The organism is Micromonospora sp. NPDC005299, from assembly GCF_042872345.1.
Taxonomy (GTDB): Bacteria; Actinomycetota; Actinomycetes; order Mycobacteriales; family Micromonosporaceae; genus Micromonospora.
The window spans coordinates 627210-651530 of sequence record NZ_JBIAKG010000002.1 but is presented as its reverse complement, the minus strand read 5'-3'; the positions used below and the strand labels follow the sequence as shown (position 1 = coordinate 651530).

The 24321-nt window shown below is 72.5% G+C and carries 23 protein-coding genes; 14 read left to right on the top strand and 9 right to left on the bottom strand.

Annotated elements, in window-relative coordinates:
• Position 1 precedes the first annotated feature (1 nt).
• Both ACFYPD_RS08290 and ACFYPD_RS08285 read right to left on the bottom strand, forming a co-directional pair.
• Entirely contained in the window at positions 2–796 is a 795-nt protein-coding gene (locus ACFYPD_RS08290) for an amino acid ABC transporter permease (RefSeq protein ID WP_387110315.1), read from the bottom strand.
• A gap of 79 nt (positions 797–875) precedes the next feature.
• Positions 876–1694: a basic amino acid ABC transporter substrate-binding protein gene (locus ACFYPD_RS08285; RefSeq protein WP_387110313.1), complete on the bottom strand. Its 819-nt coding sequence runs from the start codon at positions 1692–1694 to the stop codon at positions 876–878.
• A gap of 215 nt (positions 1695–1909) precedes the next feature.
• On the opposite strand from ACFYPD_RS08285, the gene ACFYPD_RS08280 reads away from it, so the two are divergent.
• Positions 1910–2509, top strand: coding sequence for a TetR/AcrR family transcriptional regulator (locus ACFYPD_RS08280; protein ID WP_387110311.1), 600 nt, complete (start codon positions 1910–1912; stop codon positions 2507–2509).
• Positions 2506–4134, top strand: coding sequence for an acyl-CoA dehydrogenase family protein (locus tag ACFYPD_RS08275; protein ID WP_387110309.1), 1629 nt, complete (start codon positions 2506–2508; stop codon positions 4132–4134). Before ACFYPD_RS08280 ends, ACFYPD_RS08275 begins: the two co-directional genes overlap by 4 nt.
• 67 nt (positions 4135–4201) lie before the next feature.
• Here the strand turns inward: ACFYPD_RS08275 and ACFYPD_RS08270 are convergent, their stop codons facing one another.
• Together ACFYPD_RS08270 and ACFYPD_RS08265 are read right to left on the bottom strand one after the other, a co-directional pair.
• Complete coding sequence (locus tag ACFYPD_RS08270) at positions 4202–4504, bottom strand: hypothetical protein (RefSeq protein ID WP_387110307.1); 303 nt, start codon at positions 4502–4504, stop codon at positions 4202–4204.
• Positions 4498–4809 carry a hypothetical protein gene (locus ACFYPD_RS08265; protein ID WP_355665092.1) on the bottom strand — a complete coding sequence of 104 codons (312 nt, stop codon included), beginning with the start codon at positions 4807–4809 and terminating at the stop codon, positions 4498–4500. Before ACFYPD_RS08265 ends, ACFYPD_RS08270 begins: the two co-directional genes overlap by 7 nt.
• A 164-nt stretch (positions 4810–4973) precedes the next feature.
• Between ACFYPD_RS08265 and ACFYPD_RS08260 the strand changes: the two genes are divergently transcribed.
• Positions 4974–5789: a hypothetical protein gene (locus ACFYPD_RS08260; RefSeq protein ID WP_387110305.1), complete on the top strand. Its 816-nt coding sequence runs from the start codon at positions 4974–4976 to the stop codon at positions 5787–5789.
• A gap of 78 nt (positions 5790–5867) precedes the next feature.
• On the opposite strand, the gene ACFYPD_RS08255 is transcribed toward ACFYPD_RS08260, so the two are convergent.
• Positions 5868–6467, bottom strand: a complete 600-nt coding sequence (locus ACFYPD_RS08255; RefSeq protein ID WP_387110303.1) for a TetR family transcriptional regulator — start codon at positions 6465–6467, stop codon at positions 5868–5870.
• A 137-nt stretch (positions 6468–6604) separates the two neighbouring features.
• On the opposite strand from ACFYPD_RS08255, the gene ACFYPD_RS08250 reads away from it, so the two are divergent.
• The 8 genes from ACFYPD_RS08250 (at position 6605) to ACFYPD_RS08215 (ending at position 14004) form a co-directional block, all read left to right on the top strand.
• Positions 6605–7375 carry an SDR family oxidoreductase gene (locus tag ACFYPD_RS08250; protein ID WP_387110302.1) on the top strand — a complete coding sequence of 257 codons (771 nt, stop codon included), beginning with the start codon at positions 6605–6607 and terminating at the stop codon, positions 7373–7375.
• Positions 7375–8157 (top strand): SDR family oxidoreductase, encoded by a 783-nt coding sequence (locus tag ACFYPD_RS08245; RefSeq protein ID WP_387110300.1) that lies wholly within the window; start codon positions 7375–7377, stop codon positions 8155–8157. Before ACFYPD_RS08250 ends, ACFYPD_RS08245 begins: the two co-directional genes overlap by 1 nt.
• Positions 8154–9137, top strand: a complete 984-nt coding sequence (locus ACFYPD_RS08240) for an NADPH:quinone oxidoreductase family protein (protein ID WP_387110298.1) — start codon at positions 8154–8156, stop codon at positions 9135–9137. The genes ACFYPD_RS08245 and ACFYPD_RS08240 overlap by 4 nt, the downstream gene beginning before the upstream one ends.
• Before the next feature lie 65 nt (positions 9138–9202).
• The gene (gene fabG / locus ACFYPD_RS08235; RefSeq protein ID WP_387110296.1) at positions 9203–9958 is read left to right on the top strand and encodes a 3-oxoacyl-ACP reductase FabG; all 756 of its coding nucleotides are present in this window, start codon (positions 9203–9205) and stop codon (positions 9956–9958) included.
• Between the two features lie 15 nt (positions 9959–9973).
• The gene (locus tag ACFYPD_RS08230; RefSeq protein ID WP_387110295.1) at positions 9974–10426 is read left to right on the top strand and encodes a MaoC family dehydratase; all 453 of its coding nucleotides are present in this window, start codon (positions 9974–9976) and stop codon (positions 10424–10426) included.
• Positions 10423–11451, top strand: coding sequence for a phosphotransferase family protein (locus tag ACFYPD_RS08225; protein ID WP_387110293.1), 1029 nt, complete (start codon positions 10423–10425; stop codon positions 11449–11451). Before ACFYPD_RS08230 ends, ACFYPD_RS08225 begins: the two co-directional genes overlap by 4 nt.
• Complete coding sequence (locus ACFYPD_RS08220) at positions 11451–12701, top strand: acyl-CoA dehydrogenase family protein (RefSeq protein WP_387110291.1); 1251 nt, start codon at positions 11451–11453, stop codon at positions 12699–12701. The genes ACFYPD_RS08225 and ACFYPD_RS08220 overlap by 1 nt, the downstream gene beginning before the upstream one ends.
• Before the next feature lie 10 nt (positions 12702–12711).
• Positions 12712–14004: a MalY/PatB family protein gene (locus ACFYPD_RS08215; RefSeq protein WP_387110289.1), complete on the top strand. Its 1293-nt coding sequence runs from the start codon at positions 12712–12714 to the stop codon at positions 14002–14004.
• 87 nt (positions 14005–14091) lie between these two features.
• On the opposite strand, the gene ACFYPD_RS08210 is transcribed toward ACFYPD_RS08215, so the two are convergent.
• On the bottom strand, positions 14092–14454 hold the full coding sequence (locus ACFYPD_RS08210) for an STAS domain-containing protein (RefSeq protein ID WP_387110287.1): 363 nt from the start codon (positions 14452–14454) through the stop codon (positions 14092–14094).
• 221 nt (positions 14455–14675) lie between these two features.
• Between ACFYPD_RS08210 and ACFYPD_RS08205 the strand changes: the two genes are divergently transcribed.
• On the top strand, positions 14676–15419 hold the full coding sequence (locus ACFYPD_RS08205) for a GAF and ANTAR domain-containing protein (protein ID WP_387110285.1): 744 nt from the start codon (positions 14676–14678) through the stop codon (positions 15417–15419).
• A 115-nt stretch (positions 15420–15534) separates the two neighbouring features.
• Here the strand turns inward: ACFYPD_RS08205 and ACFYPD_RS08200 are convergent, their stop codons facing one another.
• Positions 15535–16095 (bottom strand): NADPH-dependent FMN reductase, encoded by a 561-nt coding sequence (locus ACFYPD_RS08200; RefSeq protein WP_387110283.1) that lies wholly within the window; start codon positions 16093–16095, stop codon positions 15535–15537.
• A 137-nt stretch (positions 16096–16232) separates the two neighbouring features.
• On the opposite strand from ACFYPD_RS08200, the gene ACFYPD_RS08195 reads away from it, so the two are divergent.
• Positions 16233–16697: a MarR family winged helix-turn-helix transcriptional regulator gene (locus ACFYPD_RS08195; RefSeq protein ID WP_387110281.1), complete on the top strand. Its 465-nt coding sequence runs from the start codon at positions 16233–16235 to the stop codon at positions 16695–16697.
• A gap of 60 nt (positions 16698–16757) precedes the next feature.
• Here ACFYPD_RS08195 and ACFYPD_RS08190 read toward each other — a convergent pair whose 3' ends face one another.
• The gene (locus ACFYPD_RS08190) at positions 16758–17825 is read right to left on the bottom strand and encodes an LLM class flavin-dependent oxidoreductase (protein WP_387110280.1); all 1068 of its coding nucleotides are present in this window, start codon (positions 17823–17825) and stop codon (positions 16758–16760) included.
• On the bottom strand, positions 17822–18538 hold the full coding sequence (locus ACFYPD_RS08185) for an NADPH-dependent F420 reductase (RefSeq protein ID WP_387110279.1): 717 nt from the start codon (positions 18536–18538) through the stop codon (positions 17822–17824). Before ACFYPD_RS08185 ends, ACFYPD_RS08190 begins: the two co-directional genes overlap by 4 nt.
• 319 nt (positions 18539–18857) lie before the next feature.
• On the opposite strand from ACFYPD_RS08185, the gene ACFYPD_RS08180 reads away from it, so the two are divergent.
• Entirely contained in the window at positions 18858–24317 is a 5460-nt protein-coding gene (locus tag ACFYPD_RS08180; RefSeq protein WP_387110277.1) for a carboxyl transferase domain-containing protein, read from the top strand.
• The last annotated feature ends 4 nt before the right edge of the window (positions 24318–24321 follow it).

Here is a 24321-nt window from a genome sequence, read left to right as displayed (position 1 = left end):
GTCACCGAGCCTTGGCGTAGCGGAGTTCGAGGCGGCGTACCACCTGGGAGAGCGGCAGGGTGATGACCAGGTAGGTGAGCCCGGCCACCAGCAGCGGGGTGGCGTTCACCCGGTCGTTGAGCGTGTCCCGGCCGAACTTCGTGACCTCGATGGTCTGCGCCGTCACGCCGAGCACGTAGGCGAGCGACGAGTCCTTGGTGAGCAGGATCAGTTCGTTGGTCAGCGGCGGGATCACGATCCGGAAGGCCTGCGGGATGACGATCGTGCGCATCGCGGTGAAGTGCGACATGCCGAGGGTGCGCGCCGCCTCCATCTGCCCCTTCGGCACGGCCTGGATGCCGGCCCGGATGGTCTCGGCCATGTACGCCGCGGCGGTCAGCCCGAGGCCGATCGCGATCGACCCGAACACGCCACCGGGGATCTCCCGCTCCGGGAACGCGATGGGGATGCCGTACCCGACCAGGAAGAGCACCAGCAGCGCGGGCAGGCCCCGGAACAGCTCGATGTACGCCGTCGCCACCCAGCGGTACGGCGCCACCCGGGACAGTCGCATCAGCGCCAGGACGGTGCCGAAGACCAGGCCGAAGGCGAACGCGCCCAGCGTGTAGAGGATCGTGTTGCGCAGCGCGACGGTGATGATCGTCGGGAACATCGACTCGATGATGTCGACGCGGAAGAACGCTTCCCGCAGCCGGCCCCAGTCCGCCGCGAAGATCACCACGGCGATGACGGCCACGAAGGCCAGGTACTGGAGCCAGAGGGACAGCCGCTCTCGTTGGCGGCGTCGCAGCTTCACGTTCGGCGCTCCTTGAGAGGTGCGGAGGGGTGCCGGGGCGGAGGGCGCGCCGGGCGCGCCCTCCGGCCGGGTGGGTGGCTCAGGCGGTCGGCTTCTTGCCGATCCACTTCTCGTAGATCGTGTCGTAGGTGCCGTCCTGCTTCGCCTTGGCGAGCACCTCGTTGATCTTCTTGACCAGCTCCGGGTTGCCGTCCTTCTTCACCGAGAAGCCGTACTGCTCACCGGTGTCGAACTCGGCTGCCACCTCGAAGCCGCCCGCGTGCTCCTTGATGTACTCGGTCCAGACCGGGAGGTCGTTGATGGCGGCCTCGATCTGGCCGTTGGCCAGTGCCTGCTGCTCGGCGGCGAGATCCTCGAACTCGACGAGCTGCAGGCCCTTCTCGTCGGCGACCTTCTTGGCGTAGTCGCGGCCGGTGGTCGCGGCCTGGACGCCGAGCTTCTTGCCCCGGAGGTCGTCGAGCGACTTGTACGCCTTGCCGGTCTTGACCAGCATGGCCTGGGTCGCGTCGAAGTACGGATCGGAGAAGTTCATGACCTTCTGCCGTTCCTCGGTGATCGTCATGCCGGCGGCGGCGGCGTCGCACTTGCCGGTGTTCAGGTCCTGGCCGGACTTGATCCCCTCGAACGGCGTGTCGACGATCTTCTGCTCGACGCCCAGGTCCTTGGCGACCAGGTCCATCACGTCGACGTCGAACCCGACCACCTTGCCGGCGGAGTCCTTGGACTGGAACGGCGCGTACGGCAGGTGGGTGCAGACGGTGAGCTTGCCCTTCTCGACGAGCTTGACCCCGCTCGCCTGGGTCTCGCCGTCCTCCTTTTTGGCGCATCCCGCGCTCGCCGCGAGGGCGGCGATCGCCACGACAATGCCAGCCCTGCGGACTGCGCTCTGGAAAGTCACGGCAGTGTCCCTCCGATCGACCCTGGTATGACAGCCAGCCAGGGCTGGTGCAAAGACGGTGTGACAGGGGACGGTACCTGATCGGTGGAGCCACACCAAGATCATGACGGGCGACCGCAGCCAAGCTGTGACCGATTCCGCCGGGTGATCCCGGCACCCGGCACGCAACCGGACGGACCTTGCGACCAAGGACTGAATGGTGGTTCACTTCTTGGGTGGCGTACCGGAGCACCGAGCGGGTGAAGGCGCGGCTGAGCGCCTCCCGGGAGCGGATCATCGCCGCCGCGCTGGAGATCATGGCCGGCCACGGCTACGCGGGCTGCTCGGTCGCGGCCGTGGCCGAGCGCGCCGGGGTCGCGACGGGCACCGTCTACCGCCACTTCCCCACCAAGGCCGACCTCTTCGCCGAGGTGTTCCGCACCGCCTCGCAGCGCGAGGTGGACGCCGTCGCACGCGCCGCAGCGCTGCGGGCCACCGTCGCCGCGCAGATGTCGGCCGTCGTCGAGACGTTCGCCGGCCGCGCCCTGCAGTCCCCACGGCTGGCGTACGCGCTGCTCGCCGAGCCGGTCGACCCGGCGGTCGACGCCGAGCGGCTCACCTTCCGCCGCGCCTACGCCGATCTGATCGCCGGTCACGTGGCGGCCGGGGTGGCGAGCGGTGAACTGCCGGCGCAGGACCCCGAGTTGACCGCGACCGCGCTCGTCGGCGCCCTGGCCGAGGCCATGGTCGGCCCGCTGGCCGCCGGGGTCGCCGGCCCGGGCACCATCCCCGACCTGATCAGGTTCATCCACCGCGCGCTGGGAGTATCGCCGTGACGACACACGAGGTGTTCAACCAGGTTCCCCCGCTGGCCGGTCACGACGCGGCGGACGACCCGGCCCTGCTCGACGGGCTGGACCGGGAGGGCGCCGGCTGGGCCGCCGCCGAGGTGCACGAACTCGGCCGGCTCGGCGGCGCCGCGTCGGCGATCGAGCACGGGCGGCTGGCGAACGAGCACCCGCCGGTCCTGCGCACCCACGACCGCTACGGCCACCGGATCGACGAGGTGGAGTTCCACCCGGCCTGGCACGAGCTCATGCGCACGGCGGTCACCCACGGGCTGCACGCCGCGCCGTGGGCCGACGACCGGCCGGGCGCACACGTGGCCCGGGCGGCCAAGTTCTACGCCTGGCGACCCGACGCCGGCCACGGCTGCCCGATCTCGATGACCTACGCCGCCGTGCCCGCGCTGCGGCACAGCCCGGACCTGGCCGCGCGGTACGAGCCGCTGCTCACCGCGACGGCGTACGACTTCGGGCTGCGCCCGCCGCTGACCAAGCAGGGCCTGCTGGCCGGCATGTCGATGACGGAGAAGCAGGGCGGGTCGGACGTGCGCGCCAACAGCACCGTGGCGCACCCCGACCCGGACGGCACCTACCGGCTCGTCGGGCACAAGTGGTTCACGTCGGCGCCGATGTGCGACCTCTTCCTCACCCTCGCCCAGGCACCGGGCGGCCTCACCTGCTTCCTCGTCCCGCGGGTCCTGCCGGACGGCACACGCAACCTGATGCGGCTGATGCGCCTCAAGGACAAGCTCGGCAACCGGTCCAACGCCTCGGCCGAGATCGAGTACGAGCACGCCGTCGCCTGGCGCGTCGGCGACGAGGGCCGGGGCGTGCGCACCATCATCGACATGGTCAACCTGACCCGCCTCGACTGCGTCATCGGGGCGGCGGCCGGGATGCGCCAGGGGCTGATCACCGCCGCCCACCACGCCACCCACCGGCGCACCTTCGGCCGGTACCTCGTCGATCAGCCGCTGATGCGCAACGTGCTCGCCGACCTCGCGGTCGAGTCCGAGGCCGCCACCGTCCTCATGATGCGGCTCGCGGGGGCCACCGACCGGTCCGCCCGCGGCGACGCCGGCGAGACGGCGTTCAAGCGGCTCGCCCTCGCCGTGGGCAAGTACTGGGTGTGCAAGCGCTGGCCGGCACACGCCGCCGAGGCCCTCGAATGCCTGGGCGGCAACGGCTACGTCGAGGAGTCGGGCCTGCCCCGGCTGTTCCGCGAGTCGCCGCTGAACTCGATCTGGGAAGGCTCCGGCAACGTCGCCGCACTGGACGTGCTGCGCGCGGTCGCCAGGGAGCCCCAGGTCGTGGAGGCGTTCCGGGCCGAGGTGACCGCCGCCGCCGGCGCGGACCCGCGGCTGGACGCCGCGTTGCGCCAGGTGCAGGCCGACCTGTCCGACCACGACGACCTCGAACTGCGGGCCCGCCGGGTCGTCGAGCGGCTCGCCCTGGTCCTGCAGGGCGCGCTGCTGGTGCGGCACGGCCACCCGGCCGTCGCCGACGCCTTCTGCGCCTCCCGCCTCGGCGGCGACCACGGCCAGGCGTTCGGCACCCTGCCGAGCGGCGTCGACTTCGCCGCGATCATCTCCCGTGGCGTTCCCAAGGTGGGCTGACCCGAACCGCGGCGCGGCGCGCGGTGGGCGGTGGGCCTGCGCCGATCCGACGCAGGCCTACCCCGGTTCAGCAGAACCAGCCGTCCTGCACCCAGCCGTTGCGGTTGACGTGGCCGTAGGCGAAGCCGTAGATGTAGCCGCCGCTCCTGGGCCCCTTCACCTGGAAGGTCTGCCCGGCGTACAGGGTGCCCATCCAGGCGCCCAGGGGTTCGGTGCGGACGAACAACGACTCGGCGCACACGGTCTCCCGCACACCGATGGTGCCGTTGGCGGCCTGCGCCGGCGACGACACCGCCAGCAGCGCGGCAGCCGTTGCGGCGGCGACCCCCAGGCGGGCCAGCCGCGCGGACCGGGATGACGAGGTCACCATGAGTCGTACCCTCCGATGCACTCGATGCGCATGTAGCCCCAGTCGTTGGGGCCGAAGTCGAACGTCGCCGCCCAGCCGTTGTAGACCGGGTGGGCACCGGGTGTGTGACCGATCTTGTTTCCGTACTCCAGCACCCGTTTGAGGCCGTAGGGGCCGGAGGCCGAGTCGTAGTTGTCGTAGAAGCTGGCGCTCTGGCAGATGTTGACGGCGTGGCGCGGCACCACGTAGGCCTGGGCGGCGGGGGGTGCGCCCAGCACGATGCCCAGTGCTGTTGCCAACGCGACCGCCTTGGTGGACATTCGCATATTTAGCTCTTTCGCTAGACGGTGCGCGCAAGGTAGCAGGCCATGAAAGATAGGTGCAAGACGCGGACACCATCGGCAGGTTTCCTGCGACGACGGGAGAAGGAGATTGCCATATCCACCTAGAACGATGTAGGTTTCCGCCAGGCTCGGATCGAGGAGTGGCGATGGCTCGGTGGCGTAGCGTGACCTGGTTCGCGACGGTGCTGGCCGCCGTCCTGGCGGTGACCGCCCTGACCGCCCCGTCCCCCGCCGCCGCCTGGGGGTACGGCGTCAACCGGGTACAGACGGCGGCGGAGGACTCCTGGGCGCAGACCGGGATGGGACCGGGCTGGGTGCTGCTGAGCTACAAGGCCAACGGGCCCATGGTCGGCTACCTCTTCGCCCGTGACTTCGTCTTCGCCGACGGCGCCGTCAAGTCCAGCTTCGACCACATGGACATCCGCGACACCGGCGACGCGAGCGCCGGCAACACCGAGGGCATCACCCGTTGGCCCTGGGGCTACGCCGGCGGCAGCTTCGACGGGTGCGCCTACGCCTACGGCACGCGCAAGTTCGCCATCGAGCGCACCGGCTTCTCGTCCCCGAGCTGCGCCGGCGGCCCCAATGTGATCGGCTCCAGCAACGCCGACGGCTCCCCGGACCAACTGCGCTGGTGGCATTCCGAGCAGGTCTTCTGCACCGCCAACGGCGTCGACCCGCTGTGCAGCCCCTACGGGGTGTGGAGCGAGAACAAGGGCGGCGGGCTCAGGGCCACCACCGCCCGCACGACCTGCAGCGCATACGGCAACATCGGCGCCGCCGCAGCGTACGGGTCAGGACCCGCCGTCGCCGTCCACCCGCTCGGCACGGCCCCCGCCGGCGCACAGATCGACATCCGCTACGTCACCAAGGACCGCCAGTGGATCATGGCAAAGTGGCGCGGGAACCGCTTCGCCGCCGGCATCGCCTGGGCGTTCCTGCCCCGATCCTGCGTGTGGTGACCTGCCCCCGGGGTCGTCCTGAACCCGATCCCGCCGGTTACGGCCGCCGCGGAGCCTGACCGCGCGTCGACGTGGTGCTCAGCGGGCGCCGACGATCCGCAGCGCCATCTCGGCGTACCGGGCGGCGATGTACTCGGGGACCAGGTCTCCGCCGTCCCGGTACCACCGGCCCACGTCGACGCCGAGGGACAGCAGGGCCGCGGCCGCCATGCGCGGGTCCGGGGTCTCGAACACCCCGGCGGTGACGCCCGCCTCCACGAGTTGCCGGATCGCCTGCTCGATGTGGTGGCGGATCTCGCGGATCTCGGCCAGGTGCGCGGGGCTGAGCGCGGCCAGCTCGTAGTTCACCACCCGGGTGGTGGTGTGGTCCCGCGCGTGGGTCACGACGAAGTCGTGGACCACCCGCCGCAGCGCCGTGGCCGGGTCGGCGGACGACGCGACTGCCTCCCGCACCAGCCGCAGCACGTGCTCGTGCCCGGACCGCGAGATCAGGTAGAGCAGTTCCTCCTTGGACCGGTGGTGCACGTAGAGCGCCGCGGGGCTCAGCCCGGCCGCGGCCGCGATGTCGCGGGTCGTCGTGCCGTGAAAGCCCCGCTCGGCGAACGCGGTGACGGCCGCGTCGAGCAGCCGGGCGCGCGTCGCGTCGGCGCGGGACTGCTCGGCGCTGTCGGTCACCATGTCCGTCCTTCCCTCCTGAGCCTCGGCCGGCATTGATACCACAAACCGGCCGGGCCCGACCTGTTGACGACGCGCGTCAGGCTGTCGCACACTCCCTCAGACACATTCTAAGCAAGCGCTTAGTAACTTCGGAGGGGGTGGCCGTGTCGGAGGCCGCGTCGAGCAGATTCGCCGGTCGTACGGCGATCGTCACCGGTGCCAGCCGCGGCATCGGCCTGGCCGTCGCCGAACGGCTGGTCGCCGAGGGCGCCACGGTGGTCGTCACGGGCCGCAAGCAGGAGGCGCTGGACCAGGCGGTCGCCCGGCTGGGCGCCGAGCACGCCGTCGGCGTCGCCGGCCACGCCGACGATCCCGACCACCAGGCCGAGGTGGTGACCCGGGCGGTCGAGACCTTCGGCGGCGCGGACTTCCTGGTCAACAACACCGGCATCAACCCGGCGTACGGCCCGCTGGTCGAGCTGGACCTGACCGCCGCCCGCAAGGTCTTCGAGGTGAACTGCCTCGCCGCGCTGTCCTGGGTGCAGCAGGCCCACCGCGCCTGGATGCGCGAACACGGTGGCGCGGTCGTCAACATCTCCTCGGTAGCCGGCGTCCGGCCGGCGTCCGGCATCGGCTTCTACGGCGCCAGCAAGGCGATGCTCACCCACCTCACCCAGCAGCTCGCCGTCGAGCTGGGCCCGGACATCCGGGTGAACGCGGTCGCCCCGGCCGTGGTGAAGACGAGGTTCGCCACCGCCCTCTACGAGGGTCGCGAGGAGGAGGTCGCGGCGGCGTACCCGCTCCGGCGACTCGGCGTCCCCACCGACGTCGGCAGCGTCGTCGCGTTCCTGCTCTCCGAGGACGCGGCCTGGATCACCGGCCAGCTGCTCGTCGTCGACGGCGGCCTCACCCTGACCGGCGGTGTCTGATGCCGGTACGGGACAGCGGCGTCGTCGTCACCGGCGCGGGGCACGGCATCGGCCGCGCGCTGGCCACCCGGCTCGCCGCCGAGGGCGCGCGGGTCGTGGTCAACGACCTCGACGCCGAGGCGGCCCTGCGGGTGGCCGAGGCGATCGGCGGCTTCGCGGCTCCCGGCGACGCCGCCGGCGAGCCGGGCGTCGCCGCGCTGGTCGAGACCGCCCGGGGCCACCTGGGCAGCATCGACATCTGGTTCGGCAACGCCGGGATCGACCGCGGGCGCGGGCTGGACGCCGCCGAGGCGGAGTGGGCCGCCAGCCACGAGGTGAATGTCCTGGCGCACGTACGCGCCGCGCGACTGCTGATCCCCGCGTGGATCGAGCGCGGCGCTGGCCGCTTCGTGGTGACCGCGTCCGCGGCCGGGCTGCTCACGACGCTCGGGAACCCGGCGTACGCGGTCAGCAAGCACGCCTGCGTGGCGTTCGCCGAGTGGCTGTCGGCGACCTACCGACATCGCGGGGTCGTGGTGCAGGCCATCTGTCCCCAGGGCGTGCGGACCCGGATGCTCGACAACACCGGACCGCTGCGGGACCTGCTCAGCCGCGACGGCGCGCTCACCCCGGAGGACGTGGCCGAGGCGGCGTGGCAGGCCCTGCACGACGACCGTTTCCTGGTCCTGCCGCATCCCCGGGTGGCCGACTACTACCGGCACCGTGCCACCGACACCGACCGCTGGCTCGACGGCATGAACACGCTCCAGCGGCAGCTCGAGGACCAGGGGGGCCTCCGATGAAGGCATGGCGGGTGACCGCGCTCGGCGAGCCCGTCGACGTGCTGCGGCTCGTCGACGTGACGGATCCGACCCCGGGCCCCGGGCAGCTCGTGGTCCGGGTGCTGGCCAGTCCGGCCAACTTCCCGGACGTCCTGATGTGCCGCGGCGAATACCAGGTCCGGCCGGAACTCCCGTTCACCCCGGGGGTGGAGCTGTGCGGCGAGGTCGTCGCCCTCGGCGCGGGCGTGGACGGGTTCGCCGTCGGCGACCGGGTGCTCGGCGGCGCGACGCTGCCGTACGGCGGGTTCGCCGAATTCGCGCTGCTGGACGCGGCGACCACGTTCCCCGCGCCCGCGGCGCTCGACGACGCCGAGGCGGCCGCCCTCTACATCGGCTACCAGACCGGCTGGTTCGGCCTGCACCGGCGGGCCGGGCTGCGCTCCGGCGAGACGCTGCTGGTGCACGCCGCGGCCGGCGGCGTCGGCAGCGCTGCGGTCCAGCTCGGCAAGGCGGCCGGCGCCCGGGTCATCGGTGTGGTGGGTGGGCCGGACAAGGCGGCGGTGGCCCGCGCCCTCGGCGCCGACGTGGTGGTGGACCGGCGCGCCGAGGACTTCGTCGAGGTGGTCAAGGCCGAGACCGGTGGCCGGGGCGCCGACGTCGTCTACGACCCGGTCGGCGGGGACACCTACCAACGTTCGACCAGGTGCGTCGCCTTCGAGGGCCGGATCGTCGTGGTCGGCTTCGCCGGTGGCCAGATCCAGTCCGCCGCGCTCAACCACGCCCTGGTGAAGAACTACTCGATCGTCGGCCTGCACTGGGGCCTCTACCAGCGCCACGACCCGGCCGCCGTCGCCGAGTGCCATCGTGCCCTCACCGCGCTGGCCGCACACGGCGCCGTACGGCCCCTGGTCAGCGAGCGCCTCCCGCTCGACGAGGTGGCCGCCGGGGTGCAGCGGCTCGCCGACGGCTCCACCGTCGGCCGGGTGGTGTACGTCCCGTGACCGGCCCAGGGCCACACCGCGGCGCCGACCTGCCCCATCCGTACCCATCGAGGAGCTGACCCGCCATGACCATCACCCGCACCGCTGTCGTCACCGGAGCGGCCCGCGGCATCGGGGCCGGCGTCGCGAGGCGCCTGGCCCGCGACGGCTTCGCCGTCGCCGTCGTCGACCTGGACGAGGCCGCCGGCGAGCCGGTCGTCGAGGAGATCCGGTCCGCCGGCGGCCGGGCCCTGGCCGTCGGCGCCGACGTCGCCGACGAGCAGGCGGTGCAGGCGGCCGTGGACCGGATCGCCGGGGAGCTGGCCGAGCCCACGATCCTGGTCAACAACGCCGGCATCACCCGGGACAACCTGCTGTTCAAGATGACCGCCGACGAGTGGGACGCGGTCATGAACGTGCACCTGCGGGGCGCGTTCCTGATGACCCGCGCCGTGCAGGGCCACATGACCAAGGCCGGCTGGGGGCGGATCGTGAACCTGTCCAGCACGTCCGCACTGGGCAACCGCGGTCAGGCCAACTACGCGGCCGCGAAGGCGGGGCTGCAGGGCTTCACCAAGACCCTCGCCCTCGAACTCGGGAAGTTCGGGGTCACGGCCAACGCGATCGCCCCTGGCTTCATCGAGACCGAGATGACGGCCGCCACCGCGGCCCGGCTCGGCGTGCCGTTCGAGGAGTTCAAGCGGGCCGCCGCGGCGCAGATCCCGGTCGCCCGCACCGGCACGCCGGAGGACATCGCGCACGCGGTGTCGTTCTTCGTCAGCGAGGCCGCCGGCTTCGTGTCGGGCCAGGTGCTGTACGTCGCCGGTGGGCCGAAGGCCTGAGTGGAGGAAGAGACGATGAAGGTCTTCCAGGGCATCGAGGAACTGGAGCAGGCGGTCGGCACCCACCTCGGGCACTCCGGCTGGCACCGGATCACGCAGCAGCAGATCGACGCCTTCGCCGAGGCCACCGGCGACCACCAGTGGATCCACGTCGACCCGGTGCGGGCGGCGGAGAGCCCGTTCGGCGGCACCATCGCCCACGGCTACCTGACGCTGTCGCTGGTGCCGATGCTGGTCTGGCAGGTCTACCGGGTCCAGGGCGTGAGCATGGGTGTGAACTACGGCGCCAACAAGCTCCGCTTCCCCGCTCCGGTCCCCGTCGACTCCGAGCTGCGGGCCGGTGTGGAGCTGCTGTCGCTGGTGCCCGGCGGCGGTGGCTACCAGCTGACCGCGAAGGTGACCGTCGAGCTGGCCGGCGCGGCGAAGCCGGCCTGTGTCGTCGAGACCGTCAGCGTCCTGGTCCCGTGACCGGCCCGGCGCCCCAGGACCCGCCGGGCCTCGACCTGGCCCGGCTCGGCGACTGGTTCGCCGCCACGGTGCCCGGGGCGGCGGTGCTGGTGACCGCCCGGCTGGTCGCCGGCGGGAAGTCCAACCTCACCTATGAGGTGGGTGACGGGCGGACGACCTGGATCGTGCGCCGGCCTCCGCTGGGCCACGTGCTGTCGACCGCGCACGACATGGCCCGGGAGTACCGGGTCATGTCGGCGCTGCGCGCCACCGACGTGCCGGTGCCGGCGACCTACGCGCTCTGTGTGGACGCCGGCGTGCTGGGCGCGCCGTTCTACGTGATGGAGCGGGTCGCCGGCACGGCGTACCGGCAGGCGGCCGAGCTGGAGCCGCTCGGCCCGGAACGCACCCGGGGTATCTCGGCCAGGCTGGTCGACACCCTCGCCACCCTGCACGCGGTCGACCCGCAGGCCGTGGGACTGGCCGACTTCGGCCGGCCCGCGGGATTCCTGGGCCGGCAGGTGCGGCGGTGGAAGAAGCAGCTCGACGCGTCGTACTGCCGGGACCTGCCCGCCGGCGACGAGCTGTACGCGCGCCTGGCGTCCGGCGTGCCGGCCGATTCGGCGCCGGGCATCGTGCACGGCGACTACCGCCTCGACAACGTCCTCGTCGACGATCGCGACCGCCTGGCGGCGGTCATCGACTGGGAAATGGCCACGCTCGGCGACCCGCTCACCGACCTGGCGCTGCTGGTGCTCTACCAGCGTCTCGGCCGGCTCGTCGGAACGGCGGTGGCCGAGGCGTCGTCCGCTCCCGGCTTCCTGACCGAGGACGAGATCCTCGAACGGTACGCGGCGGCGAGCGGACGCGCCCTCCCGCCACTCGGTTTTCACCTCGGCCTGGCGGCCTTCAAGCTGGCCGCGATCCTCGAGGGCATCCATGTCCGCCACCTGCGTGGCCAGACCGTCGGCGCCGGCTTCGCGCAGCTCGGCGAGGTCACCGAGGTCCTCCTCGACGCCGGCCTGACCTACCTGAAGGAGCACTGATGGACTTCTCCCTGGACCCGCGGACCGAGGGGCTGCGCGACAACCTCCTCGACTTCATGGACCGCCACATCCACCCGGCCGAGCCGGTCTTCCACGAGCAGCTCGGTCAGCTCGGCGACCGGTGGGCGTGGGACTCGGTGCCCGTGCTCGCGCAGCTGCGCAGCGCCGCGCGGAAGCGGGGCCTGTGGAACCTGTTCCTGCCGGGCGAGCACGGCGCCGGCCTGACCAACCTCCAGTACGCCCCGCTCGCGGAGATCACCGGGCGGAGCCACCTGGCGCCCGCCGTGCTGAACTGCGCCGCCCCGGACACCGGCAACATGGAGGTGCTGGCGATGTTCGGCACCGGCCAGCAGCGCAAGCAGTGGCTGGAACCGTTGCTGGACGGGGAGATCCGGTCGTCGTTCGCCATGACGGAGCCCGACGTGGCCTCGTCGGACGCCACGAACATCGCCACCCGGATCGAGCGGGACGGCGACCACTATGTGATCAACGGCCGGAAGTGGTGGATCACCGGGGCGATGAACCCGAACGCGCGGATCTTCATCGTCATGGGCAAGACCGATCCGCGCGCCGAGCGGCACCGCCAGCAGTCCATGGTGCTCGTCCCGCGGGAGACCCCGGGCCTGGAGATCATCCGCGGCATGGAGGTGTTCGGGTACGACGACCACGACCACGGCGGCCACGCCGAGCTGGCGTTCCACGACGTACGGGTGCCGGTGGAGAACCTGATCGGCGCCGAGGGCGACGGCTTCGCCATCGCGCAGGCCCGGCTCGGCCCCGGCCGCATCCACCACTGCATGCGCTCGATCGGCCTGGCCGAGCGGGCGGTCGAGCTGATGTGCGCCCGCGCCGAGCAGCGGGTCGCGTTCGGCCGGCCGCTGGCCGAGCAGGGCGTGGTCCGGGAGTGGATCGCCGAGTCGCGGGTGCGGATCGAGCAGCTGCGCCTGCTGGTGCTCAAGACGGCCTGGCTGATGGACACGGTCGGCAACAAGGGCGCGCACACCGAGATCCAGGCCATCAAGATCGCCACCCCGGCGACCGTGCAGTGGATCCTGGACAAGGCGATCCAGGTGCACGGCGCCGCCGGACTGTCCCAGGACTTCCCGCTGGCCGCCGCGTACGCCGGCATCCGCACCCTGCGGTTCGCCGACGGGCCCGACGAGGTGCACCGGAACGCCCTGGCCCGTCACGAGCTGCGCCGGCAGGCCGCCGCGCGGCAGCGGAACGACGCCGCCCGCCCGACGGCCTAGGGTGGTGGGCATGGCAGGCCCCGCCCCCTCCGCCGCCCGGAATCCGCTCACCGTGCTCACCCTCGACGACCTTCGGCAGCGCAGCAGCGTGAAGTGGCGGATGCACCCGCCGGACGTGCTCCCCCTCTGGGTCGCCGAGCAGGACGTGCCCCTCGCACCGCCGGTGGCCGACGCGCTGCGCCGCGCGGTGGACCTCGGCGACACCGGCTACGCGCACGGGACGGCGTACGCCGAGGCGCTCGGTGAGTTCGCCGCCGACCGCTGGGGCTGGCACGGCTTCCGCGTCGACCACACCACCGTCGTTCCCGACGTGATGATGGGCATCGTCGAGGTGCTCCGGCTGGTGACCGGTCCCGGCGACGCCGTGGTGGTCTGCTCCCCCGTCTACCCGCCCTTCTACGCCTTCGTCAGCCACGCCGGCCGGCAGGTGATCGAGGCCCCGCTCGGGCCGGACCTGCGGATCGACCGCGACGCTCTGGACGAGGCGTTCCGCCGGGCCCGGGCCCTCGGTCGCCGGCCCGCGTTCCTGCTGTGCAACCCGCACAACCCGACCGGTGTGGTCCACCGCCGGGACGAGCTCGACGCCGTGGCCGAGCTGGCCAACCGGCACGGCGTACGGGTGATCTCCGACGAGATCCACGCCCCGCTGGTGCTCCCCGGGGCGCACTTCACCCCGTACCTGACGGTGGCCGGTGCCGAGGACGCCTTCGCCCTCACCTCCGCCTCCAAGGCGTGGAACCTCGCCGGCCTCAAGGCGGCGCTCGCGGTCGCCGGGCCGTGGGCCGCCGCCGACCTGCGTCGCATGCCGGAAGAGGTCGGCCACGGTCCCAGCCACCTGGGCGTCCTCGCGCACACCGCCGCGTTCCGTGCCGGCGGTCCGTGGCTCGATCTCCTCCTCGACGGCCTCGACGCCAACCGCACCCTGCTGGAGACCCTGCTGGCGACGCACCTCCCGGCCGTCACCCACCACCGTCCCGAGGGCACCTACCTCGCCTGGCTGGACTGCACCGCGCTGGGCGTCGCCACCGAACAGTCGTCCGGCGAGCCCGGGGTGGCCAGCGACGTCGCCGGGCCCGCGAAGATGTTCCTCGACCGGGCGCGGGTCGCCCTCAGCTCCGGGCACGTCTTCGGCACCGGCGGCGCCGGCTTCGTACGCCTCAACTTCGCCACCTCCCCCGCGATCCTCACCGAGGCCGTCACCCGGATGGGCCGGGCCGTCGACGCGCTTGAGCCCCCGGTTCCCGGGGCGGCGGGAGGAACCGCCCGTGGCTCGGCTCACGGGTGTTCCGCCGTTTCGGGTTGACCCACCTCGGGTATCTGCGGCCTGCCGGCCGGTAGGAGTCCGAGGGGACCGCCGCCGTCCGCGACAGCCGTGGAGGGAAGGGCAGGGTCACTCGGTGGTGAAGTCATCCGTGAGGCCGACGATGTCGAGGACCGCGACGGTGATCCGGGAGGGCCTGCGCAGCACCAGGGTGCACCCGGCCGAGCCGGCTCGCCGACGGACCGTCAGCAGCGCGTTGACGCCGGCGGCGCAGAAGAAGCTCACCCGGCTCAGGTCGAGCACCAGCACCGGGGGCGCATGGCCGGACAGCAGCCGGTCGACGAGGCCGACGAGCGGGTCGACGGTCGCCATGTCGACCGGGCCCCCGACCTGCACCACGACCGCCGGGCCTTCCCGGGCAAGCGCAAGGGACAGTGCCGGCGGGCGGGTGTTCTCCGGCGCGGCCGGGTGCGGCGCGTGATCGACGGACATGAGCTGCTCCTCGGGACGAGGTTGGCCGGACCGGGTTGATGCCCGGGCTCGCCGTCGGCGGCCCGGCACTGGTCCTGGGCTCATGTCCGAACCCACCTCGACCCTAGCGGTGTCCCGCCCGATTGGCATCCTGCCGGGCGGGGAAATCTTTGCTCCTCGACAAAGAAAGCAGTGATCCCTGCTCCCTCAGGGGGCTGGCACATGGAGTTCAGGAGGTAGCGGTGCCGTCCGATACTGACCGGCATCTGGCCTCGGCCTACAGCCGGTTGTTGACGCTGCTCGCCGATTCGCCCCACGTCGACGTGTTCCTGGACCAGATGGTCCGGGTCGCGACGGAGGTCGTCGTCCCCGCCGTGGCCTGCGGTTTGACGGTGCGCCGGGACGACGGCGCGTTCACCGTCGCCAGCAGCGGCGATCTCGCCGCCCAGGGCGACGAGATCCAGTACGGAGCCGACGAGGGCCCCTGCCTCGAAGCTCTGCGCCAGGGGCATGTCGTCGAGGTGTTCGACCTGCGTGAGGATGACCGCTGGTGCGGCTACCGGGAGCACGCGCTCCGGCTCGGCATCCGCAGCTCACTGTCGCTGCCGATGACGGTCGACGGCGAGACCGTCGGGGCGTTGAACCTCTACGCCACCCGGCCGCGCGCCTTCACCGACGCGGCACGCCGGCGGGCCCTGGCGTTCACGGACCAGGGGTCCGCGGCGCTGGGCGTCATCCTTCGCCAGGCCGACCAGGCCCTTCTGCATCGGCAACTCAACGACGCGATGGTCTCCCGCAGCGTCATCGACCAGGCCCTCGGGGTGGTCATGGGCCAGCAGCGGTGCACCGCGGCGGAGGCCTTCACCCTGCTCCGGCAGGCGTCGCAGAACCGCAACCGCAAGCTGCGTGACGTGGCCGCGGAGATCATCACCCAGGTCACCGGCGAGTCCCCGCAGCCGGCTCCCGAATTCGTGCCGTCCCGTTAGCAGTCGTGACTGGCGGCAAGGGGTCGCGGCGCGGCCCGGTCGACGGCGGCCTCGACGGGCACGGCGACGGCCGCGGACGATGTCGCGGCCGTCGCCGGTAGGCGCCGGAAGGTGTTCAGCGGTTGCGCAGCGGGGCGAGCGCGGTGCTCCACGCCACGACCTGGTCGAGGGTCGTGTTGAGCGCGTCGCGCTGGAACTGGCTGGGCTTGAAGACGCTGAAGTTCTCGAAGTCGGTGAAGAGCGACAGCGCCACCTGGGACCGCACGTCGGCCATCTGCAGCTCGCCGGCGATCAGCCGCAGGTGCTCCACGGCCCGGGTGCCGCCCGCGGAGCCGTAGCTGACGAAACCGACGGCCTTGTTGTTCCACTCCGCGTAGAGGAAGTCGATGGCGTTCTTCAGGGCGCCCGAGGTGGAGTGGTTGTACTCCGGGGTGACCATCACGAACCCGTCGAACGACGCGATGGTGCTGGCCCAGCGCAGCGTGTGCGGCTGGGTGTACTGGCCCATCGCCGGCGGGTACGCCTCGTCCAGGTGCGGTAGCTGGTGGTCGAGCAGGTCGACGAGCTCGAACTCCGCGTCGCCGCGCTGCTTGGCGACGTCGACCACCCAGCGGGCGACCGACTCGCCGTTGCGCCCCGGGCGGGTGCTGCCGAGGATGATTCCGATCCTGGTCATGTCGTGGTGCCCTTCCGAAGTCCTTGCCTGGTCAAGTAGAAGCGCCGTTTGTTGCTTCGTCAAGCAATCTCGCGGGGCCGTGGCGGTCGTCACGGTTCCGAGATGTCATTGCTCGATCAAGCAAGTAGGATGGCGGCATGTCCGCCGCCGCACCGAAATCGCTGCGCCCCCTCGACGCCGAGGAGGAAGCGCTGGTCCGCTCGCTGGGCCGGCTCATGTACGTCCTGCCCCGCGCGATCGACGCGGACATGGTGGGCGACCGCCAACTGCCCCTGACCGAGTACACGGCGCTGATGCACCTCTCCGAGGCGCCCGACCGGCGGATGCGGATGAGCGAACTCGCCGCCGCGTGCCAGCTCTCCCTGAGCGGGATGACCCGCACGATCGGTCGGCTGGAGACGCAGGGCCTGGTCGAGCGGGTCAAGTGCTCCGAGGACGCGCGCGGTTGGAACGCCGTCCTCACCGACACCGGTCTCGCCCGGCTCCAGGAGTCCTGGCCGAGCCACCTGGCCAGCGTGCGGCGGCGGTTCCTCGACCACTTCGAGGGCATCGACCTCGTCCGGCTGGCCCGCGCCTTCGAGCGCGTCGGAACGGCCGACTGAGCCCTCGCGCAGATACCCCGTCCGGCCGACCGCGGCGCGGACGGCCGGACCGGGAGCCGGTCAGCTCAGCAGCTCCCGCACGCGCGGGAGGACCCGGGTTCCGTAGAGCTCGATAGCCGTCATCAGGGACCCGTGCGAGAGCCCACCCATGCCGTACTTCATCTCGAAGCGGTTCGCGCCGAGCACGGTGAGGTTCGCGGCGATCTTCCGGGCGACGGTCTCGGGCGATCCCACGTACAGCGCGCCCTGCGGCCCGACCTCGCGCAGGAAGGACTCCCGGGTCGGGACGGCGAAGCCACGGGTCCGGGCGACCCGGCGGAGGACCTGCTGGTAGCGGGGGAAGAACTCCTCGCGGGCCTGCTCGTCGGCGGCGGCGACATGTCCGGGCGAGTGCACGCCGATCGGCAGCGGATCCTTGCCGAGCTGCGTGAGCGCCTGGTGGAACAGGCGGGAGAAGGGGGCGAAGCGGGCCGGCGACCCGCCGATGATCGCGAGCATCAGGCCGTAGTCGTAGCGCGCGGCCCGGATCACCGACTGGGGGTTGCCGCCCACCCCGATCCAGGCGGGGAAGGGTCCCGACTCGGTGTGCGGCACGACGTCCTGCTCGTGCAGCGGCGCCCGCATCGTGCCCTTCCAGGTCACCGGCCCACCCTTGCGCAGCTCGGCGAAGAGCTGCGCCTTCTCCTCGAAGAGCTGCTCGTAGTCGGCCAGGTCGTAGCCGAACAGCGGGAACGAGTCGACGCTGGACCCGCGGCCGAGGATCACCTCGGCCCGGCCGCCGGAGACCGCGTCGAGGGTGGAGTAGCGCTGGAAGACCCGTACCGGGTCGTCGGAGCTGAGCACCGTGACGGCCGACCCGAGGCGGATCCGGGTGGTGCGGGCGGCGATCGCACCCAGCACCACGTCGGCGGCGGAGAGCGGGAAGTCGTCGGTGTGGTGTTCACCGATGCCGAAGAAGTCCACGCCGACCTGGTCCGCGAGGACACCCTGCTCGACGATGTCGCGGATCGTGCGGGCGTGCGAGAGCGGGCGGTCGTCGGCGTCGTGGGTGACGTCGCCGAAGGTGTCCAGGCCGAGCACGAGGGGAAAGGCGGCCGGGCGTACCGGGGCCGACGCTGCTGACGTCACGATGAGCCTCTGTCTCTGTGGTGGGTGCGGGCGAGCGCCCGCCTGAACTCGGCCCGGCCCAGCGGAACGCCGAAGACCGGACCGCCGGGTTGCAGCAGGCGGCCCGCGCGCAGGCTGTCCAGCCGGACCGCGTCGTAGCCCATGTGCTCGATGAGGTCCGCCACGGTCCGCACCGCGGCGGGGTCGTCTCCGGCGACGCCCAGCGCGCGGCGGTCCGGCGCGCCCGCCGGGCGGCGGTCGTCCTCGAGCTCGTGGTAGCCGATGTGGTTCAACGTCTTCACGACCGTCGACCGGGCGAGACGCCGCTGGACGATCTCGCTGCTGCCGTGCCGCGGGTCGTCGAACATCTCCTGGACGCCGCCGACGGGCGGCCAGTAGTTCATCGTGTCGACCACGACCTTGCCGGCGAGCAGGGCGGGGTCGAGGTCCGGGAACCGGTGCAGCGGTATCGCCAGCACGACGACCCCGGCGTCCGCGACGGCGTCGGCCGCCCAGCGCGCCTCGGCGCCGGGGGCCAGCACGTCGGTGATCAGGGCGATGCTCGCGGGGTCGCCGGAGGCGGCGATCGTCACCGGGTACCCGGCGGCCATCGCCACCCGGGCGATGACCGGTCCGGTGTGCCCGGCGCCGAGCACGGCCGTCCGCGGCCGGGACGACAGGCTCGTCGTCGCGGCCGGGGCGACGCCCGCCGGGTCGGGGTCCTCGTCACCCATACCTGCACCTCATTTCCTTGACCGGTCAAACATATCTCCAGTGCTTGACCGGTCAAGGATTTCTCGATCACACTCTCGGGGCCGAGGTGATCCCGGGCCCGGGTCCGCCGCCGCGGCGGTCACCGCGCGGTTGATCGTGTTCCCGCGCCGCGATGCCCGCTGACCGCCAAAAAGTTTTGTTCGGTTCCTACAACTGGCGCCGCTCAGGCTTCGGCGTTTACGACATGGCGCTACCAGCCGGCAGACGGAAAGGTGATCACTGCCGGGGGCCGCCGCCTCGCGGCGCGTACATCGTGGGTCCAACGGAGGGGTCGGTCGGGTGTTCAGCCGTATCGCCATCGTCAACCGTGGGGAGGCCGCGATGCGGCTCATCCACGCCGTCCGGGAGCTGGCCGCGGAGACCGGGATCCGGATCGAGACCGTCGCCCTGCACACCGACGTCGACCGCGACGCCACGTTCGTGCGTGAGGCGGACCTCGCCTACGACCTCGGTCCCGCGTCCGCGCGCCCGTACCTGAACCTGACCGTGCTGGAGCGCGCGCTCGTGGAGACCCGGGCCGACGCCGCCTGGGTCGGCTGGGGTTTCGTCGCCGAGGACCCGGCGTTCGCCGAGCTGTGCGAGAAGGTCGGGGTCACCTTCGTCGGGCCGAGCCCGGAGGCCATGCGCCAGCTCGGTGACAAGATCGGCGCGAAGCTAATCGCCGAGGAGGTCGGCGTGCCGGTCGCGCCGTGGAGCCGCGGCGCGGTCGAGACCCTGGACGCCGCCCGGGCGGCGGCGGCCGAGATCGGCTACCCGCTGATGCTGAAGGCCACCGCCGGCGGCGGCGGGCGCGGCATCCGCGTGATCACGAACGAGGCCGAGCTGGCCGACGCGTACGAGCGCACCAGCCAGGAGGCGGCGCGGGCGTTCGGCAGCGGCATCGTGTTCCTGGAGCGCCTGGTCACCGGCGCCCGGCACGTCGAGGTCCAGGTGATCGCCGACGGCCAGGGCACCGCGTGGGCGCTCGGGGTCCGGGACTGCTCGGTGCAGCGGCGCAACCAGAAGGTCATCGAGGAATCGGCGTCGCCGGTGCTCAGCCCGGCGCAGGCCGCGGAACTCAAGGCGTCGGCCGAGCGGCTGGCGGTCGCCGTCGGCTACCGCGGCGCGGCGACCGTCGAGTTCCTCTACCACCCCGGCGACCGGCTGTTCGCGTTCCTCGAGGTCAACACCCGCCTGCAGGTCGAGCACCCGATCACCGAGTCCACCACCGGGTTCGACCTGGTCAAGGCGCAGCTGCACGTCGCCGCGGGCGGGCGCCTCGACGGCGAGCCGCCCGCGGAGCGGGGGCACGCCATCGAGGCCCGGCTGAACGCCGAGGACCCCGACCGCGACTTCGCGCCCTCCCCGGGTCGCATCGCCCGGCTGGACCTGCCCGCCGGGCCGGGCATCCGGGTGGACACCGGCGTCAGCGAGGGCGACACCATCCCCGCCGACTTCGACTCGATGATCGCGAAGATCATCGCCTACGGCCGCGACCGCGACGAGGCACTCGGCCGGCTGCGCCGAGCCCTGGCGAACACCACGGTGATCATCGAGGGCGGCGCGACGAACAAGAGCTTCGTGCTCGACCTGCTCGACCAGCCCGAGGTGATCGACGCCAGCGCGGACACCGGCTGGATCGACCGGGTCCGCGGCGAGGGCCGGCTCGTCGCGCACCGGCACTCCGCCGTCGCGCTGGCGGCCGCCGCCATCGAGGCGTACGAGGAGGAGGAGCGCGTCGAGCGGCAGCGGCTGCTGTCGACGGCGTTCGGCGGCCGCCCGCAGGTGCAGCACAAGAGCGGCCGGCCGCTGGACCTCAAGCTCCGCGGCGTCGGCTACCGGATGCGCGTGGCGCGCGTCGGCGCGCACCGGTTCCGGGTCGGCATCGAGACGCCCGGCGGCGTCCGCACCGCCGACGTCGAGCTGGATCGCTTCGACCGGCACACCGGGCAGATCGTCGTCAACGGCGTCCGGTACCGCCTGCTCACCGACACGTACGGGCCGATCCACCTGGTCGAGGTGGACGGGGTCACGCACCGGGTCAGCCGCGACGAGGGCGGGGTGCTGCGCTCCCCCATGCCCGCGCTGGTCGTGGCCACGCCGCTGGCGGTCGGCACCGAGGTCGAGGCGGGCGCGCCCGTGCTGGTGCTGGAGGCCATGAAGATGGAGACGGTGCTGCGGGCGCCGTTCAGGGCGCGACTGAAGGAATGCGCCGTCTCCGTGGGCAGCCAGGTGGAGGCCGGCGCACCGCTGCTGCGGCTGGAGCCGCTCGCCGACGAGGGCGCCGAGGCCGCCGACGACCCGGCCGCGGCCGCCGTCGAGCTGGACCTGCCCGCCGAGCCCGATGAGGTCCCGGCGCGCACGCGGGCCGCGCGCGGCCAGGAGGACCTGCGCGGCCTGCTGCTGGGCTTCGACGTCGACCCGCACGACGACCGGCGGGTGCTCGACGACTACCTCGCCGCCCGCCGGACGGCCATCGAGGAGGGCCACCGGCCGCTGGCCGAGGAGCTCGACCTCGTCAACGTGTTCGCCGACCTCGCCGAGCTGAGCCGCAACCGGCCGACCGGCGAGGACGGCGACGGCCACGTCCCCAGCGCCCGCGAGTACTTCCACACCTACCTGCAGAGCCTGGACATCGAGCGGGCCGGCCTGCCGAACGCGTTCCAGGCCAAGCTCGCCAAGGCGCTCGGCCACTACGGTGTCGCCGACCTGGAGCGCTCCCCCGCGCTCGAAGCCGCCGTGTTCCGGATCTTCCTCGCCCAGCAGCGGGCGTCCGCCGACGCCACGGTCGTCGCGACGCTGCTGCGGTCGTGGCTGCGGGAGCCGCCGCCGGACGAGAGCCTGCGCGAGCCCGCGGGCCTCGCGCTGGAGCGGCTCGTGGCCGCGACACAGGTCCGCTTCCCGGTGGTCGCCGACCTCGCCCGCGGCGTGGTGTTCGCCTGGTTCGCCCAGCCGCTGCTGCGCCGCAACCGCGCCCGCGTCTACGCCGAGGTCCGCAGGCACCTGCGCCACCTGGACGCGCACCCGGACGCCGCGGACCGCGGCGACCGCATCGCCGAGATGGTACGCAGCACCGAGCCGCTGGTGCGGCTGCTCGGCCAGCGGCTCGTGCGCGACCACCTCGACAACGCGGTGATGCTGGAGGTGCTGACCCGGCGGTACTACGGCAACAAGGGGCTCACCGGCGTCCACACCCGCGAGGTCGCGGGTTGCACCTTCGTGGTCGCCGAGCGCGCGGACTCCAGCGTGGTCTCCGCCGCGGTGCGCTTCGACGCGCTCGGCGGCGCGCTGCGCGGGCTCGCCGAGCTCGCGGGCGGCGCGGACGCCATCGACGCCGACATCTACCTCGCGTGGGAGGACCAGCCCGAGGACTTCGACGTGATGGCCGCCGCGCTGCGCGAGGTCATCGAGGCGCACCCGCTGCCGCCGCAGGTTCGCCGGGTCACCACCACCGTCGCGGGCCGTGCCGGCGCGGTCATGCACCACCACTTCACCTTCCGCCCGTCCGGCAGCGGGATGGCCGAGGAGCGGCTGATCCGCGGCCTGCACCCGTACATCGCCCAGCGGATGCAGCTGGAGCGGCTGCGCGAGTTCGACCTGACCCGGCTGCCGTCGTCGGACGAGGAGGTCTACCTCTTCCAGTGCGTGGCGCGGGAGAACCCGTCGGACCAGCGCCTGGTCGCGTTCGCGCAGGTGCGCGACCTGACCGCGCTGCGCGAGCACGACGGGCGGCTGGTCGCGTTGCCGACGACCGAGGACACCGTCGCCGCCTGCCTCGACTCGATCCGCCGGGCACAGTCGCGGCGACCGGCGAAGACGCGCTTCCAGACCAACCGCATCGTGATCTACGTCTGGCCGCCGAGCGAGCTGACCCGCGAGGAGATGGAGATGATCGCCGGGCGGGTACGCCCGACGACCGCGGGCGCCGGCCTGGAGGAGATCCTGTTCATCGCGCGGCAGCGCGACCGGAGGACCGGCGAGCTGACCAAGATCGCCGTACGCATCTCGTTCAACGCCACCGGCGGCGCCGAGCTGAGCGTCGGCGAGCCGCCGGTCGAACCGATCGAGCCGCTGGACGACTACCGGCTGAAGGTGCTGCGCGCGAGCAGCCGCAACACGGTGTACCCGTACGAGCTGACCGGCCTGCTCGGCGACTTCGTCGAGCACGACCTCGACGACCGGCACGCGCTGGTGCCGGTCGACCGGCCCAGGGGGCGCAACACCGCGGCGATCGTCGCGGGTGTGGTCACCACGCCGACCCCGCGGCACCCGCAGGGCGTCACCCGGGTCGTGCTGCTCGGCGATCCCACGAAGTCGCTCGGCGCGCTGTCCGAGGCGGAGTGCCGCCGCGTGATCGCCGCGCTGGACCTGGCCGAGCGGATGGGGGTGCCGCTGGAGTGGTACGCGCTGTCCGCCGGCGCACGGATCTCCATGACCTCCGGCACGGAGAACATGGACTGGGTGGCGGCCGCGCTCAAGCGGATCGTCGAGTTCACCCAGGACGGCGGTGAGATCAACATCGTGGTGGCGGGCATCAACGTCGGCGCGCAGCCGTACTGGAACGCCGAGGCGACGATGCTCATGCACACCCGGGGCGTCCTGGTGATGACGCCGGACTCGGCGATGGTGCTCACCGGCAAGCAGTCGCTCGACTTCTCCGGCGGCGTGTCGGCCGAGGACAACTTCGGCATCGGCGGCTACGACCGGGTGATGGGCCCGAACGGGCAGGCTCAGTACTGGGCGCCGAACCTCCCCGCCGCCCGGGACGTGCTGATGGCGCACTACGAGCACACGTACGTGGCACCCGGCGAGTCGGCGCCGCGGCGGGCGACGACGACCGACCCCGTCGACCGGGACATCTCGGCCTTCCCGCACACCGTGGACGGCAGCGACTTCACCACGGTCGGCGAGATCTTCTCCGCCGCGGCCAACCCGGACCGGAAGAAGCCGTTCGACATCCGGACCGTGATGCGGGCGCTCTCCGACCAGGACCACCCGGTGCTGGAACGCTGGGCGGGCATGGCCGACGCGGAGACCGCGGTGGTGCAGGACGTGCACCTCGGCGGCATCCCCGTGTGCCTGCTCGGCATCGAGTCGCGGGCGGTGCCGCGCCGCGGCTTCCCGCCCACGGACGGGCCGGACACCTACACGGCGGGCACCCTGTTCCCGCGCTCGTCGAAGAAGGCCGCGCGGGCGATCAACGCGGCCAGCGGCAACCGGCCGCTGGTGGTGCTGGCGAACCTGTCGGGCTTCGACGGCTCGCCCGAGTCGATGCGCAAGCTGCAACTGGAGTACGGCGCCGAGATCGGCCGGGCCATCGTGAACTTCCGCGGGCCCATCGTGTTCTGCGTGATCTCGCGCTACCACGGCGGCGCGTTCGTGGTGTTCTCCAAGGCGTTGAACCCCAACATGACCGTGTTGGCGCTGGAGGGCTCGTTCGCCTCGGTGCTGGGCGGCGCCCCGGCCGCCGCGGTGGTCTTCTCCGGCGACGTCAACGCCCGCACCGCGGCCGACCCGCGGGTGCGGGACCTGGAGGCCCGCGTGGCGGCCGCCGCCGGCGCCGACCGCGCCGCGCTGACCGCGGAACTGGACGAGCTGCGCTCGTCGGTCCGGGCGGAGAAGCTCGGCGAGGTGGCCACGGAGTTCGACCGGGTGCACCACATCCAGCGCGCCGTCGAGGTCGGCTCGGTCGACGCCGTCATCCGCGCGGCGGAACTCCGTCCGCGCATCATCGACGCCATCGAGTCCCACCTGCGGTGACCGC